This is a genomic window from Bacillus sp. LJBV19 (assembly GCF_017797845.1).
Taxonomy (GTDB): Bacteria; Bacillota; Bacilli; order Bacillales; family Bacillaceae; genus Bacillus; species Bacillus velezensis.
Map to the genome: position 1 here is coordinate 275,517 of NZ_CP072563.1, position 14,056 is coordinate 289,572.

At 48.0% G+C, this 14,056-nt stretch carries 14 protein-coding genes; 13 read left to right on the forward strand and 1 reads right to left on the reverse strand.

Annotated features, from left to right (window positions below; all coding sequences use genetic code 11):
- Positions 1 to 116 precede the first annotated feature (116 nt).
- Genes J6600_RS01505 through J6600_RS01515 form a run of 3 tightly spaced genes read left to right on the forward strand, consistent with a single transcriptional unit; the run spans position 117 to position 2,623 of the window.
- Entirely contained in the window at positions 117 to 1,076 is a 960-nt protein-coding gene (locus tag J6600_RS01505; RefSeq protein WP_029973931.1) for a metal ABC transporter substrate-binding protein, read from the forward strand.
- 54 nt (positions 1,077 to 1,130) lie between these two features.
- Positions 1,131 to 1,826: a metal ABC transporter ATP-binding protein gene (locus J6600_RS01510; RefSeq protein WP_021495283.1), complete on the forward strand. Its 696-nt coding sequence runs from the start codon at positions 1,131 to 1,133 to the stop codon at positions 1,824 to 1,826.
- Positions 1,784 to 2,623, forward strand: a complete 840-nt coding sequence (locus tag J6600_RS01515; protein ID WP_007409044.1) for a metal ABC transporter permease — start codon at positions 1,784 to 1,786, stop codon at positions 2,621 to 2,623. Before J6600_RS01510 ends, J6600_RS01515 begins: the two co-directional genes overlap by 43 nt.
- A 44-nt stretch (positions 2,624 to 2,667) precedes the next feature.
- On the opposite strand, the gene J6600_RS01520 is transcribed toward J6600_RS01515, so the two are convergent.
- Positions 2,668 to 3,663, reverse strand: coding sequence for an LLM class flavin-dependent oxidoreductase (locus J6600_RS01520; RefSeq protein WP_209387855.1), 996 nt, complete (start codon positions 3,661 to 3,663; stop codon positions 2,668 to 2,670).
- 274 nt (positions 3,664 to 3,937) lie between these two features.
- On the opposite strand from J6600_RS01520, the gene J6600_RS01525 reads away from it, so the two are divergent.
- From J6600_RS01525 to J6600_RS01570, 10 genes are all read left to right on the forward strand, one after another.
- Positions 3,938 to 4,534, forward strand: a complete 597-nt coding sequence (locus tag J6600_RS01525; RefSeq protein WP_015239102.1) for a TerD family protein — start codon at positions 3,938 to 3,940, stop codon at positions 4,532 to 4,534.
- A gap of 23 nt (positions 4,535 to 4,557) precedes the next feature.
- On the forward strand, positions 4,558 to 5,139 hold the full coding sequence (locus J6600_RS01530) for a TerD family protein (RefSeq protein ID WP_003156648.1): 582 nt from the start codon (positions 4,558 to 4,560) through the stop codon (positions 5,137 to 5,139).
- Between the two features lie 32 nt (positions 5,140 to 5,171).
- Positions 5,172 to 5,750, forward strand: a complete 579-nt coding sequence (locus tag J6600_RS01535) for a TerD family protein (protein WP_003156645.1) — start codon at positions 5,172 to 5,174, stop codon at positions 5,748 to 5,750.
- A 38-nt stretch (positions 5,751 to 5,788) separates the two neighbouring features.
- Positions 5,789 to 6,562, forward strand: a complete 774-nt coding sequence (locus J6600_RS01540; protein ID WP_003156644.1) for a TerC family protein — start codon at positions 5,789 to 5,791, stop codon at positions 6,560 to 6,562.
- 72 nt (positions 6,563 to 6,634) lie between these two features.
- Entirely contained in the window at positions 6,635 to 8,257 is a 1,623-nt protein-coding gene (locus J6600_RS01545) for a YceG family protein (protein ID WP_159353744.1), read from the forward strand.
- A 6-nt stretch (positions 8,258 to 8,263) separates the two neighbouring features.
- A complete protein-coding gene (locus J6600_RS01550) occupies positions 8,264 to 9,352 on the forward strand; it encodes a toxic anion resistance protein (protein WP_007609246.1) in 1,089 nt (362 codons plus the stop codon).
- Between the two features lie 115 nt (positions 9,353 to 9,467).
- A complete protein-coding gene (locus J6600_RS01555; protein ID WP_209387856.1) occupies positions 9,468 to 10,670 on the forward strand; it encodes an MFS transporter in 1,203 nt (400 codons plus the stop codon).
- 381 nt (positions 10,671 to 11,051) lie between these two features.
- Complete coding sequence (opuAA, locus tag J6600_RS01560) at positions 11,052 to 12,308, forward strand: glycine/proline betaine ABC transporter ATP-binding protein OpuAA (RefSeq protein ID WP_003156640.1); 1,257 nt, start codon at positions 11,052 to 11,054, stop codon at positions 12,306 to 12,308.
- Complete coding sequence (opuAB, locus tag J6600_RS01565) at positions 12,309 to 13,157, forward strand: glycine/proline betaine ABC transporter permease subunit OpuAB (RefSeq protein WP_003156639.1); 849 nt, start codon at positions 12,309 to 12,311, stop codon at positions 13,155 to 13,157.
- Positions 13,157 to 14,038: a glycine betaine ABC transporter substrate-binding protein gene (locus tag J6600_RS01570; protein ID WP_077721760.1), complete on the forward strand. Its 882-nt coding sequence runs from the start codon at positions 13,157 to 13,159 to the stop codon at positions 14,036 to 14,038. The genes opuAB and J6600_RS01570 overlap by 1 nt, the downstream gene beginning before the upstream one ends.
- Positions 14,039 to 14,056: the final 18 nt, after the last annotated feature.

Below are 14,056 nucleotides of genomic sequence, written 5' to 3' on the forward strand. Positions count from 1 at the left end.
AAAATATCTTGCAAAACGTAATTACTTCGTTTTATTATGGTATAGGTAACAAATGAACGAGAAAGTACGCTTTGGAAATCGTCATCATTCTGATTTACAGAACAGGGGGAAACGGCTTGTTTAAAAAATGGAGCGGAATCATTGTCATTGCGGCATGCTTTTTAATCGCGGCGGGCTGCGGCAATTCATCTTCAAAAGGTTCGTCAGGTTCTTCGAAAAGCGGCAAACTGCACGTCGTGACGACCTTTTATCCTATGTACGAATTCACGAAACAAATTGTCAAAGACAAAGGCGATGTAGACATTCTCATCCCGTCTTCGGTCGAACCCCATGATTGGGAGCCGACGCCGAAGGATATCGCCGGCATTCAAAACGCCGATCTTTTCGTATACAACAGCGAATATATGGAGACATGGGTTCCTTCAGCGGAAAAAAGCATGAGCTCTGATCATGCGAAGTTTGTAAAGGCGTCAAAAGGAATTGACTTACTCGAAGGTTCGGATGAAGAGGAAGAGGAACATGGACACGGCGGTCATGACCACAGCCACAGCATGGACCCTCACGTGTGGCTCAGCCCGGTTCTTGCGCAAAAAGAGGTCAAAACCATTACGGCGCAGATCGTAAAACAGGACCCGAAGAATAAAGCATACTATGAGAAAAATAGTAAAGAATATATTGCAAAACTGCAGGATCTTGATAAACTATACCGTACAACATTAAATAAAGCGGCGAAAAAAGAATTGATCACACAGCACGCGGCATTCAGCTATCTCGCCAAAGAATACGGCTTAAAACAAGTCGCGATTGCAGGCCTTTCTCCTGAAGAAGAGCCGAGTGCGGCCAAACTGGCGGATCTCAAAACGTTTGCCAAAAAGCATGATGTGAAGATCATCTACTTTGAAGAAGTTGCATCGCCTAAAGTTGCAGATACGCTTGCCGGTGAAATCGGCGCGAAAACGGAAGTGCTCAATACACTGGAAGGTTTAAGCCAAAAAGAACGGGATAAAGGCATCGGTTATATCGACATTATGGAGAAAAACCTTGATGCACTGAAAGATTCGCTATTGGTTAAATAACATAGTGTGCGCCGCGGGGTGCACACTATTTCTATGCGGGAAAGGAAGGTCAGCATGAATCTCGTTACATTAAAAGATATCGTTTTTGGTTATTCGCATACACCGGTGCTTGACGGCGTGTCGCTGGAAATCAAAAGCGGCGAATTCGTCGGCATTACAGGACCGAACGGCGCGTCAAAATCGACGCTGATGAAAGTCATGCTCGGCATGCTCAGACCTTGGGAAGGAACGGCCGAGATCAGTAAAAAAAACGCAGCCGGAAAACGCCTGACAATCGGCTATGTTCCGCAGCAGATTTCTTCATTTAACGCAGGATTCCCAAGCACGGTTCTGGAGCTTGTGCAATCAGGCCGTTATACGAAAGGAAAATGGTTTAAACGATTGAACGAAACGGATCACCACGAGGTGGAAAACGCGCTGAAGATGGTGGAAATGTGGGATTTCCGCCACCGGAAAATCGGCGATTTATCCGGCGGACAGAAGCAGAAAATCTGCATTGCGAGAATGCTTGCGAGCAATCCGGACCTGCTGATGCTTGATGAGCCGACAACCGCGGTTGATTATGAAAGCAGACAGGGTTTCTACGAATTTATGCACCATCAGGTGAAAAATCACAACCGCACCGTCGTCATGGTGACACACGAACAAAACGAAGTACAGCAGTATCTGGATAAAGTTATACGGCTTGAGAGGGGGGAAAAAGGCGGATGGAAATGTTTGACTTGGAATTCATGCGACGAGCTTTTCTAGCGGGAAGCATGATCGGAATTATGGCGCCGATATTAGGCGTATATCTCGTGCTGAGAAGACAGGCGCTGATGGCGGATACGCTGTCTCATATTTCATTGTCGGGCGTGGCCATCGGTTTTTTTCTCAGTACCAATATTACGGCGGCGAGCATTGTTGTCGTCACGATCGGAGCGATCGGCATTGAATACATGCGGCGGGCGTACCGTACATATTCAGAGGTATCTATCGCAATCTTAATGGCGGCCGGGCTGTCGTTTGCGATGTTTCTGATCAGCCTGTCAAAAGGCGGCGCATCGATGAGCATCGATCAATATTTATTTGGATCGCTTGTCACGGTCAGCCAGCAGCAGGTCTATATTATCGGAGGTATTACCCTGCTGATTCTGCTTTATTTCATTATATTAAACAGACCGCTCTATCTGCTTACCTTTGACGAGGCGACGGCGAAGACATCAGGCATTAACACAAACCTCCTGTCAATGTCATTCAGCATCGTGACGGGGCTGGCGATTTCGGTCATTATTCCGATTATCGGCGTGCTGCTCGTTTCCGCGCTCCTCGTACTGCCCGCGGCTTTTGCAATCCGTATTGCCAAAGGGTTTAAATGGGTGTTTGCGGCGGCCATTATTATTTCTCTTTTCAGTGTGTTCATGGGGCTGACGTCTTCGTACCAGCTCGGAACGCCTCCGGGGCCGTCAATCACTTTACTGTTAATCATTCTGCTTCTGCTCGGGTTTACGCTGCAGGGGATTTGGAATGCGTTTAAAAAAGGAAAAGAACGAAAAAACCGCCGTTAAGCGGTGCAGCAGTCTCATCTGCTGCTCCGTTTTACGGCTTTTTTTTACAGAAATATATCAGCAAGACGCTCATATGACTCTTTTTTTGCTTCGAAATCAAAGACGTTGCACAGCACCATTATCTCTTTTGTCTGATACCGCTCGGAAAGTTCAAGCAGACGGCGTTTCACTGCGGCAGGAGAGCCGATCACCATCCGCTTCCTGTTTTCTTCTATCTGTTTACGGTCCTCCGGCGAATACGGATAAGCCTTCGCTTCTTCCACACTCGGCACGCGGCTGTCGGCGCCTTTTCCGACACGAAGAAGCCATAAATCCTGGCTTAACGCGAGTTCTTCCGCTTTCTCATCCGTAGCCGCGCATATGACGAAAATGGCACAGAGCGAGGCGGGAGCGGAAAAATGGGCGGAGGCCCGGAAATGGTCCCGATAGATCTGAAAAGCTTTTTCCCCGCGTTCCGGATTAATGAAATGGCCGAAGACATAGCCCGCACCTTGAAGAGCGGCGCGTCTGGCGCTGTTTTCCCCGAGTCCGAGCACCCAAAGCTGCGGGGCTGTTTCAATCAAAGGCGCTGTTTTTATTCCTGCATAAGCGTGGTCCGAGGGAATCGAATCTGTCAGAAAGGATGATAAATCCTCAAGCTGCCTGTTAAACTCGGTCATGCTTTTCTTTACCCCGTCTGTGAGGGCGAGCCGGATTTTCGTTGTGCCGCCCGGTGAGCGTCCGACCCCGAGGTCAATCCGGTTCGGATGCAGCGCCTCAAGCTGACGGAAAGTTTCTGCGACTTTATAGGGGCTGTACTGCGGCAGCAGCACGCCGCCTGATCCGACACGGATGGACGTTGTGGCTGCGGCGGTATGAGCGATCATAATTTCCGGCGAAACGCTTGCGAGTCCTCTTGTGCCGTGATGCTCGGCAAACCAGTACCGCTTATAGCCCCATCCTTCACTGAGGCGGGCGAGTTCCGCTGAATGGCGGAGCGTCTCGTGCGGCCCGTTTCCTTTGGATACGGGCGCCTGATCAAGTATGCTTAAATCAATCACTCGTCTGCCCCTTTCCTGACATGTATTGATACAAGGATAGGAAAAATGTTCAGTCCCCGTCAATTTCTTTGTTTTCTCTATTCTCTCCGGACGAAGGAGAATATAGGAAGTGATTTTTCGCCGTTTTTCGCCAAAAATTCTTATGTTTTATGAAACTTTGATATAATAAAAGACGTATATCTTAATAAACACCGGGATTCTTGTCCCGGAATTTAGTAAAAATGCGCACTTGCGGCGTGCTTAGCGGCACCCTTACAGAATAGGAGTGAATCATATGGCGATCTCTTTACAAAAAGGACAGCGGATTGATTTAACTAAAGGAAAAGCCGGCCTGTCAAAACTGCTGGTCGGACTCGGCTGGGACCCTGTATCATCCGGGGGCTTTTTCGGAAAGCTGTTCGGCGGAGGCGGTGCCAATATCGACTGTGACGCTTCCGTACTGATGCTTGAAAATGATAAAATGACAGACAGCAAAAACGTCATCTATTTCGGCAATCTGAAAAGCCGGTGCGGCGGTGTCGTACATACGGGTGACAACCTGACGGGTGAAGGCGACGGCGATGATGAACAAATTCTCATCGATTTAGCGAAAGTGCCCGCTCAGATTAATAAACTTGTGTTTGTCGTCAATATTTACGACTGCGTCAGACGAAAACAGGACTTCGGCATGATTCAAAACGCGTTCATCCGCGTTGTTGATCAGGCTAATCGCGAAGAACTGGTGACTTACAATTTAAGAGATAACTATTCAGGCAGAACGAGCCTGATCGCGGCTGAAATCTACCGCCAGGACGGCGAGTGGAAATTCGCCGCAGTAGGAGAAGGCACAAACGATACAAAAATCGGCGATATCGTTAACCGATACGCCTAAACGATAAAAAGGAGAGTGCACTCATGGCAATTTCATTGGCAAAAGGACAAAAAGTAGATTTGACTAAAACAAATCCGGGTCTTTCTAAAGTCGTTGTCGGCCTTGGCTGGGATACAAACAAATACGACGGCGGACATGACTTTGATTTAGATTCCAGCGTCTTTCTATTAAATGAAGCAGGAAGATGCGCGTCGCCCGATGATTTCATTTTCTATAATCAGCTTGAAGGCGGAAACGGCTCTGTCGCACATTCAGGCGACAACCTGACAGGCCAGGGCGAAGGCGATGACGAAAGCGTAAGGGTCAACCTGAGCGCGGTGCCTGCCGCTATTGACAAAATTTCATTCGTCATCACGATTCATGAAGCGGAAGCGCGCGGCCAAAACTTCGGACAAGTTTCCAACGCGTTCGTGCGCATTGTCAATGAAGAAACAAATGAAGAGCTGATCCGTTATGATCTGGCTGAAGATTTCTCAATTGAAACAGCCATTATCGCAGGGGAGCTTTACAGACATAACGGCGAATGGAAATTTTCCGCGATCGGCTCAGGCTACCAAGGCGGACTGGCCCGTATTGCGACAGATTACGGCCTGCAAATCGGCTGAACCATATCAAACACAGAAGGGAGAGACAGCACATGGCTATTCAATTGGCGAAAGGACAGCGTGTTGATCTGACAAAAACGAACCCCGGTCTTACAAAAGCGGTGATCGGCTTAGGCTGGGATACGAACAAGTACTCCGGAGGGCATGACTTTGACCTTGACGCGTCGGCTTTTCTTGTCGATGCCCATGACAACTGTGTAAATGATCTTGATTTTGTTTTCTACAATAACCTGGAACACCCGAGCGGGGGCGTCATCCATACGGGAGACAACCGGACGGGCGAGGGCGAGGGAGACGATGAACAAATTATCGTCGACTTCTCAAAAATACCCGCAAATATTGAAAAGATCGGCATCACCGTCACGATTCATGATGCGGAAGCGCGCGGCCAAAATTTCGGACAAGTGTCTAACGCGTTCGTGCGCGTCGTCGATGAAAACAGCCAGAATGAACTGCTTCGTTTCGATTTAGGGGAAGACTTCTCGATTGAAACGGCGGTTGTCGTTTGTGAGCTTTACCGCCATGGGGCTGAGTGGAAGTTTAACGCCATCGGCAGCGGGTTTTCCGGCGGTCTGGCATCACTTTGCCGGAATTACGGCTTGCAGGTGTAAGCAGGAAATTACCGTTTTACTAAATAGGAGGAAAAAACTTGGATTTTCTACATCATATTATGTCGACCTACGCTTCCTTTTTTGATTGGAAAATGTGGGGTGAGGTGCTGACTGACCCTGTATCATGGGGGCTGATCGGTTCCTTGGTTCTGCTGGAAGGGCTGCTGTCGGCCGACAATGCGTTAGTGCTTGCGGTTATGGTAAGGCATCTGCCTGAAAAACAGCGGAAGAAAGCATTAACATACGGATTGTTCGGGGCATATATTTTCCGTTTTATCTTTATCGGGATCGGAATGCTGCTCATTAAGTTCTGGTGGATCAAAGTGCTTGGCGCGCTGTACCTGGCTTGGCTCGTCATTAAGCATTTCTGGATCGGAGAAGGTGATGACGATACAGAAGGCATGAAGAAAAATTCATGGATGGTCCGTACGTTCGGAATTTTCTGGGCCACTGTCGTTTCAGTTGAGTTAATGGATCTGGCCTTCTCTGTTGACAGCATTCTGGCCGCGTTTGCGGTATCGGAAAAAGTGTGGGTGCTCTTGATCGGCGGTATGCTTGGCATTCTCATGATGCGTACAGTCGCAAAAGTATTCCTTGTTTTAATTGATAAAATCCCTGAGCTTGAAAATACGGCTTTTGTGCTGATCGGGATTATCGCCGTGAAAATGGCGGCGAGCGCCTTTGATTATGAAATGCCGCACGTGGTGTTCTTCGGAATCATCATCGCTGCGTTTGTGGTAACGTTTATTATCCACTATTTCAACAAACAAAAGCAGGTTCAAGAGCAAACGGCTGCATCTAAAGAAGAATAAAACAAAAAAGGAGGGAGAGTTCATTTCCTTCCTTTTTTGTACCGATAATCATGAAGAGAAAGGAGGAAAATGATGAAGCAGGAAGAATTGGTGATCCGAAAGGCCGAGCCGGAAAACGATGACTGGGAAACGTTTCTGATGCGGCCGCTGCCGGAACGTCCCGGTTATGAGCGGGAAAACGGGCTGGCGTTTACCCGGCTTGCCGTCCGGATTTTGGGCACTCCTTATGATGAGACGGAGTATTACAATAAGCTTTTCGAGCTGTCTTCTCATGAAAACATCCATGTGTTAAGCGAGACGCTGGATAAGACTATCGCGCCTGAAACGTTTCAGGCGCTCCAGCACATTCATTCCGTCAATCAAAAGGAGAAAGGGCTTTCGGTTTCCAGGTTTGTCGCGTTTCTCGATGGAGGCAGGCTGCTTGCCAAACACGCTGATCCGCTTATGCACCGCCGGCTGAGAACCGCGTTTATGACGCTTTTGGAAACCTTTGCGGACCGGCATGAAAACGGGCTGAATCATCCCGATTTCCGGCGTGTGCTCTTGGATGTGTCAAAGTTTTCGCTGAACCACCTGAATCCATGGCTCGAACAAGCCGATATAGAGCGTGAGATGCCGAAGGTGGTGTGGTATGGAGACGCTACCAAAAGCCAGCTCTATTTTCTCTATTATATAATGCTGATCGGCTGTGACGTCCTATTGTTTCATCCGGCTGCGGAAGATCCGTTCAGCTTGATTGATCCGGATGAGGAACTCAGCTTTGTGATAAAGCTCCCCGCAACAGGCGGCCTTGAGCCATTCCCGAAAGAAAAGCCGGACAGAACGTCCACGACGGCCTACCGGTCAACGAAAGAAATTGAGCATGTGCTGAATCATGAGGAATCTATGATGTATAAGCCTTGGCAGTTCAGGGATCATACCCCGCAGTCCGTGACATTAAAAACGACGTATGATGAGTTATTTCTCATTGCGAAGGAGCGGGCGTTTATCCGGCCGCAATTTAAAGCGGACAGGGAGCGGGTGGCCGTTCCGAACCTTTTTGCGAAAGTGATGGGGGTTTCCAAAGATACGAAAGAATATTGGAACAGACTCCATACCGCCGCAGACTATCAGGAGACACACATGATCCGCAGTTTTCCGTTTACGGAAGAGCTGAAAGCCAACTACCAGTATCACTACAGTCAGGTTTTGAACGAAGAAGGAGCGATTGACGCGGACAGGCTGAAAAGAAGCAACATCTGGCAGTACAAGCATCTGCCTTCAGGTGTGCAGAGCGCCATCGCCAATGTGATTTCTGACATGTGCAGAAACCCCGGGCTGAAGGCTTTGCCCGGCGAGCAGGCAAGGGATGCCGCAATCTATTTGTTCCGCCAGGCGACGAACCTGCCCGCTTCGCTGCTGCAATTGATTCAGACGTTTGATTACGCCCAAACCGTTCCGAAACTCGTTTTATATCATACGGAACAAAATGGCGAACTCACACGTTCTGACGCCGCCGCTCTGTTGTTTTTAAATAAATTCGGCGTCGATATCATCCTGTATAATCCGCCGGGCCATCAGGACATTGAGCATTATATTGAAGAAAGCCAATTTGATGTCCATTGGCTGGAGGATATGGTGTTTCGGCAGGAATATAAGGAGCCGTCACTCGTAAGAAAGCTGTTTAGAACCATTACGCAAAAGCAGGGAGAGTAAATAAACATGACAGAAAATCAAAATCCGCTTGTTCTTGATAAAAATGAAGAGATTTCTGAACAGAAAGCAGATGACATCAGGGTGCAGCTGCGCCAAGACCCTGAGGTGCAGCGCATTTCGCAGCAGATTGACGTGAAAAACCAAATGGAGCTGCTTGAGTACGGAAAAGAACCGGCAGTTGAAATCTCGAAGTTCTCAGACCGCATCTTAAATATGATGAAAACAACAAGTGTCACGGATTCAGGCACAATGCTGACGCAGCTCGGAAAAATCATGGACCGTTTCGACAAAAATGATTTCGATGAACCAAAAGGATTTCTCGCTAAAATGTTCAAACGCGGCAACAGCATGATTGAAAAGATTTTTCAAAAGTACCGCACCCTGGGCGGAGAAATTGAAAAAATCCACGTCGAAATTTCAAAATACAAAGATGAAATGGCAAAGACGAACCATACGCTTGAAGAGATGTATGAAAACAACATTAACTACTACATGGAGCTTGAAAAATATGTCGTTGCCGGGCAGATGAAGCTTGAGGAAATGCAGGCGCTCATTCCTTCTTATGAAGAAAAAGCGGCAGGCGGAAACCAGCTTGCGCAAATGCAGCTCGATACGCTTCGTGACGGGCTTCAGGCGCTTGAGGAGCGTGTGTATGATTTAGATATGGCGCGGATGGTGGCGCTGCAAACGGCGCCGCAGATCCGCCTCCTTCAGCGCGGAAATACGAAGCTCATCGGGAAAATCAATTCCGCTTTCGTCATTACGATTCCGATTTTTAAAAACGGCATCATTCAGGCTGTCACAGTCAAACGGCAAAAGCTTGTGGCTGATTCAATGAGCGAGCTGGACCGCCGCACGAATGAAATGCTGAAGCGAAACGCTGAAAATATCTCAAACCAAAGCGTGGAAATTGCCCGTATGGCAGGCCGTCCGAGCATTGACATTGAGACGATTGAAACGTCTTGGAATACGATTGTCAGCGGTATGCAGGAAACGAAACAGATCGAAGAAGAGAACAGACGTATCAGAGAAGACGGCGCGAAACGGATTCAACAGCTTCAGGATAATATTAAAAACGCAGTCTTAAAGAATTAACGAACACCCCGCTTGCTTACGGCAAGCGGGATTTTTTTGCGAAAAAAGATAATGACAATGTGTAAAGACAGGTGTAAACTTATACGGTAATCATTTTCGATTTGAGGTGCTGCTTATGAACAAACAACCTGCCGTCACTCCGCGAAAACTTCTGGCGATTGCCGGAATGGGCTGGCTGTTTGATGCGATGGATGTCGGAATTTTATCGTTTATTATCGCCGCGCTTCACACTGATTGGAATTTAACACCCGATCAAATGAAATGGATCGGAAGCGTCAATTCCATCGGTATGGCAGCGGGCGCCTTTGTATTCGGAATGCTGGCCGACAGGATCGGCCGGAAAAAAGTGTTTATGATCACGCTGTTATTCTTTTCTGTCGGAAGCGGCATATCCGCTTTCGCAACGGGATTGACGGTTTTTCTCATATTGCGTTTTCTGATCGGAATGGGGCTTGGCGGGGAACTGCCTGTCGCCTCGACGCTCGTGTCAGAAGCGTCCGCTCCCGAAAAGCGGGGACGGACTATCGTGCTGCTTGAGAGCTTTTGGGCCGCGGGCTGGCTTCTTGCGGCGGTGATTTCCTACTTTGTCATACCGTCATTCGGCTGGCAGGCCGCGCTGCTCTTAACGGCGCTGGCCGCATTTTATGCGCTGTACTTGCGGAAAAGCCTTCCGGAATCACCGGCGCATCAGGCATTGCCGCAGAAAAAAAGCATACGCGGGCAGGCAGGAAGTGTCTGGATGAAACCGTATATCCGGCCGACGGTGCTGCTGTCTGTCGTTTGGTTCTGCGTCGTCTTTTCATATTACGGCATGTTTTTATGGCTGCCGAGCGTGATGCTGATGAAAGGCTACAGCATGATTGAGAGCTTCGAATACGTCCTTCTGATGACACTTGCCCAGCTTCCCGGATATTTCTCTGCGGCGTGGCTGATCGAAAAAGCGGGGCGGAAGACCATCTTAGTCATCTATTTGCTCGGAACGGCGGGCAGCGCTTATTTCTTCGGTGCCGCGGATTCATTGGCCATGCTGCTCACAGCGGGCATGCTGCTGTCCTTCTTCAATCTCGGCGCATGGGGCGTGCTTTACGCCTATACACCGGAGCAGTATCCTGCGGCGATCCGTGCGACCGGTTCCGGAACAACGGCGGCGGTCGGCAGAATCGGCGGCATTTTCGGTCCGCTTCTCGTCGGATCGCTTGCAGCCCGGAACGTTTCGTTTACAGCAATTTTCGCCGTCTTTTGTGCGGCCATCCTGGTTGCTGTCATCACCATTATTATTCTCGGAAAAGAAACGAAACAGACTGAGCTTGCGCAATGAGCACCCTTTTGAGGTGCTTTTTTTAGTGAGCTGTCTGTTGGCAGACCTATATTTTTCCTTAATATCCCTTATTTTTAGGAGGGGAAAACTTCTTTTTCCGGGACAATGTCGCAAAAAAATTCTTGTATTTGTAAAAAAAGGATAGGAAATCAGTTTGCAGCACATTCGATGGAAACGTTCTCAAGCCTGATAAAAGCCCGGTTTCCTTTATAATTTATCCTCAATAAGGAGGATTAGAGAGTATTTAGAAGCATACCAGAGGAAAATAAGACACAGGGATGTTTTTAAAGTAATGATACAAAATAAAAGGGATTATGATGTTTGTTTGACTTATTACAAACGTGTTACGGTATTAAAGATTGCTTATTATGGAGGGAAAATATGAATTTGGATGAGAAACCAATTAAGATAAAAGTCGAAAATGTATCTAAGGTTTTCGGAAAACAGACAAAAAAAGCCATTCAGATGCTGTCCAGCGGAAAAAACAAAAAAGAGATCCTGAAAGCGACCGGATCAACCGTTGGTGTCAATCAAGCAAACTTTGATGTATATGATGGGGAGATATTTGTCATCATGGGTCTATCGGGGAGCGGTAAATCAACTTTAGTTCGGCTGTTAAACCGGCTTATTGAACCGACTGCCGGGAATATTTATATTGATGGTGACATGATAACAAATATGTCAAAAGACCAGCTCCGGGAAGTGCGCCGGAAAAAAATCAGCATGGTCTTTCAAAAATTTGCGCTGTTTCCGCACAGAACAATTCTTGAAAATACGGAATACGGCCTGGAGCTTCAAGGCGTCGACAAAAAAGAGCGTGAGCAAAAAGCGCTTGATTCGCTTAAACTTGTCGGTCTTGAAGGCTTTGAACACCAATTCCCAGATCAGCTCAGCGGAGGAATGCAGCAGCGTGTCGGACTTGCCCGCGCATTGACGAATGATCCTGACATTCTTCTGATGGATGAAGCTTTCAGTGCGCTTGATCCGCTGATCCGCAAAGACATGCAGGATGAGCTTTTAGACCTTCATGACTCTGTCGGCAAGACGATCATCTTCATCACGCATGACCTTGATGAAGCATTGCGCATCGGCGACAGAATCGTGCTGATGAAAGACGGTAACATCGTTCAGATCGGGACGCCTGAAGAAATTCTGATGAGCCCGTCCAATGAATACGTTGAGAAATTCGTTGAGGACGTTGATTTATCCAAAGTTCTGACAGCGGGCCACATCATGAAGCGCGCTGAAACCGTGCGGATTGACAAAGGGCCTCGTGTAGCGCTGCAGCTCATGAAGAATCTCGGTATTTCTTCTATTTACGCCGTTGATAAACAGAAACAGCTTCTTGGCGTCATTCACGCGGCGGATGCGAAAAAAGCGGTGGAATCCGACTTATCGCTTCAGGATATTTTAAATACTGAATTTACGACTGTGCACGAAAGCACGTACTTGACGGAAATTTTCGATGTCGTGTCTGATGCGAATATTCCGATCGCCGTCACGGACGATAAGGACCGCATGAAAGGCATTGTCGTGAAAGGCGCATTAATCGGCGCGCTTTCAGGAAATAACGATTATATAAATGTTGAAGATTCTGCTGAACAAGCTCAGGATTCTTCTGTTCAGGGGGTGAAGTAAATGGACAGATTGCCTAGAATTCCGTTAGCAGATATCGTTGACCGGTTTGTTGACTGGCTTACCATGACGTTCGGAGGTTTCTTTGACGGAATCTCAAACGGTTTGGCCGCTTTCGTAAACGCGATTGTGAGCGGTTTGGGTTTCATCCCGTCTATTTTATTGACTGTTATTTTTGCAGCTCTCGCTTGGTGGATCAGTACGAGAGGAATTGCACTCTTTACGTTAATCGGATTCCTTGTTATTGATTATTTGGGTTATTGGTCGCCGATGCTGCAAACGTTGGCGCTTGTCGTCACATCTGTTTTGATTTCCATTATTATCGGGGTTCCGATCGGCATATGGGCGTCTCAGAAAGAAACGGTCCGCCGCATTGTCACACCGATTCTGGATTTAATGCAGACCATGCCGGCTTTCGTATATCTGCTGCCTGCAATTTTCTTCTTTAATATCGGGGTTGTGCCAGGCGTCGTGGCATCTGTTATTTTCGCGATGCCTCCGACGATCCGCATGACGGTTCTCGGTATTAAACAAGTTCCGGCTGATTTGATCGAAGCGACGGAAGCATTCGGTTCAACGACGTCTCAGCGTCTGTTCAAGGTCCAGCTTCCGCTTGCCACAAAAACGATTCTTGCCGGTATTAACCAAAGCATCATGCTTGCTTTGTCAATGGTCGTTATCGCGGCCATGGTCGGTGCGCCGGGCCTCGGTTCTGAAGTATACAGCGCCGTGACACAGTTGAAAACCGGTGTCGGAGTGGAAGCGGGTATCGCGATCGTTATCGTAGCGATTACACTCGACCGTATCACGCAAAACATTAAAGTGAAGAAGAAGAGCAGGGGGAATGCCTGATGCTTAAGAAAATCATCGGTGTCGGCGTTACCGCTGCGCTGGCTCTTTCTTTGGCTGCCTGCGGTTCGCAGACTGATGGTAAGGCAACGGCTGCGGACCAGGTGAACAAAACCATTATCGGTATTGATCCGGGATCGGGGATCATGGCCCTGACGGATGAGGCCGTGAACGATTACGGATTGAAAGACTGGAATGTCGTCACGGCGTCAAGTGCTGCCATGACGGCAACATTGAAGAAATCATATGACCGGAAAAAGCCGATCATCGTAACGGGCTGGACGCCGCACTGGATGTTCTCCAGATACAAGCTGAAGTTCCTTGATGATCCGAAAAAAACGTACGGAACTGCCGAGCAGATTCATACGATTACAAGAACCGGCTTCAGTAAGGAACAGCCTAACGCGGCCAAAGTTCTCAGCCAGTTCAAATGGACGCAGGACGATATGGGAGAAGTCATGATTGCCGTTGAGGAAGGCGAAAAGCCGGCCAAAGCCGCTGCTGAATATGTGAAAAAACATAAAGATCAAGTAGCTCAATGGACAAAAGGCGCTCATAAAGTAAAAGGTGATAAAATCAACCTGGCTTATGTGGCGTGGGACAGTGAAATCGCAAGTACGAATGTAATCGGAAAAGTATTTCAAGACCTCGGCTATGACGTGAAGCTGACGCAAGTGGAGGCAGGACCGATGTGGACTGCGATTGCGACAGGCAGCGCGGATGCGTCATTGTCTGCTTGGCTTCCGAATACCCATAAGGCATATGCGTCTAAATATAAAGGCAAATATGAAGATGTAGGAACGAGTCTGACAGGCGTCAAGATGGGTCTGGTCGTTCCTCAGTATATGAAAAACGTCAATTCAATTGAAGATCTGAAGAAGTAATGAAGAAAAGCAGCCCTG

What these genes read in the sequence shown, in the direction of transcription:
- J6600_RS01550 (WP_007609246.1), top strand. Translation starts at nt 8,264, where the DNA reads ATGACAGAAAATCAAAATCCGCTTGTTCTTGATAAAAATGAAGAGATT.
- J6600_RS01570 (WP_077721760.1), top strand. Translation starts at nt 13,157, where the DNA reads ATGCTTAAGAAAATCATCGGTGTCGGCGTTACCGCTGCGCTGGCTCTT.
- J6600_RS01545 (WP_159353744.1), top strand. Translation starts at nt 6,635, where the DNA reads ATGAAGCAGGAAGAATTGGTGATCCGAAAGGCCGAGCCGGAAAACGAT.
- J6600_RS01535 (WP_003156645.1), top strand. Translation starts at nt 5,172, where the DNA reads ATGGCTATTCAATTGGCGAAAGGACAGCGTGTTGATCTGACAAAAACG.
- opuAA (WP_003156640.1), top strand. Translation starts at nt 11,052, where the DNA reads ATGAATTTGGATGAGAAACCAATTAAGATAAAAGTCGAAAATGTATCT.
- J6600_RS01530 (WP_003156648.1), top strand. Translation starts at nt 4,558, where the DNA reads ATGGCAATTTCATTGGCAAAAGGACAAAAAGTAGATTTGACTAAAACA.
- J6600_RS01515 (WP_007409044.1), top strand. Translation starts at nt 1,784, where the DNA reads ATGGAAATGTTTGACTTGGAATTCATGCGACGAGCTTTTCTAGCGGGA.
- opuAB (WP_003156639.1), top strand. Translation starts at nt 12,309, where the DNA reads ATGGACAGATTGCCTAGAATTCCGTTAGCAGATATCGTTGACCGGTTT.
- J6600_RS01525 (WP_015239102.1), top strand. Translation starts at nt 3,938, where the DNA reads ATGGCGATCTCTTTACAAAAAGGACAGCGGATTGATTTAACTAAAGGA.
- J6600_RS01510 (WP_021495283.1), top strand. Translation starts at nt 1,131, where the DNA reads ATGAATCTCGTTACATTAAAAGATATCGTTTTTGGTTATTCGCATACA.
- J6600_RS01555 (WP_209387856.1), top strand. Translation starts at nt 9,468, where the DNA reads ATGAACAAACAACCTGCCGTCACTCCGCGAAAACTTCTGGCGATTGCC.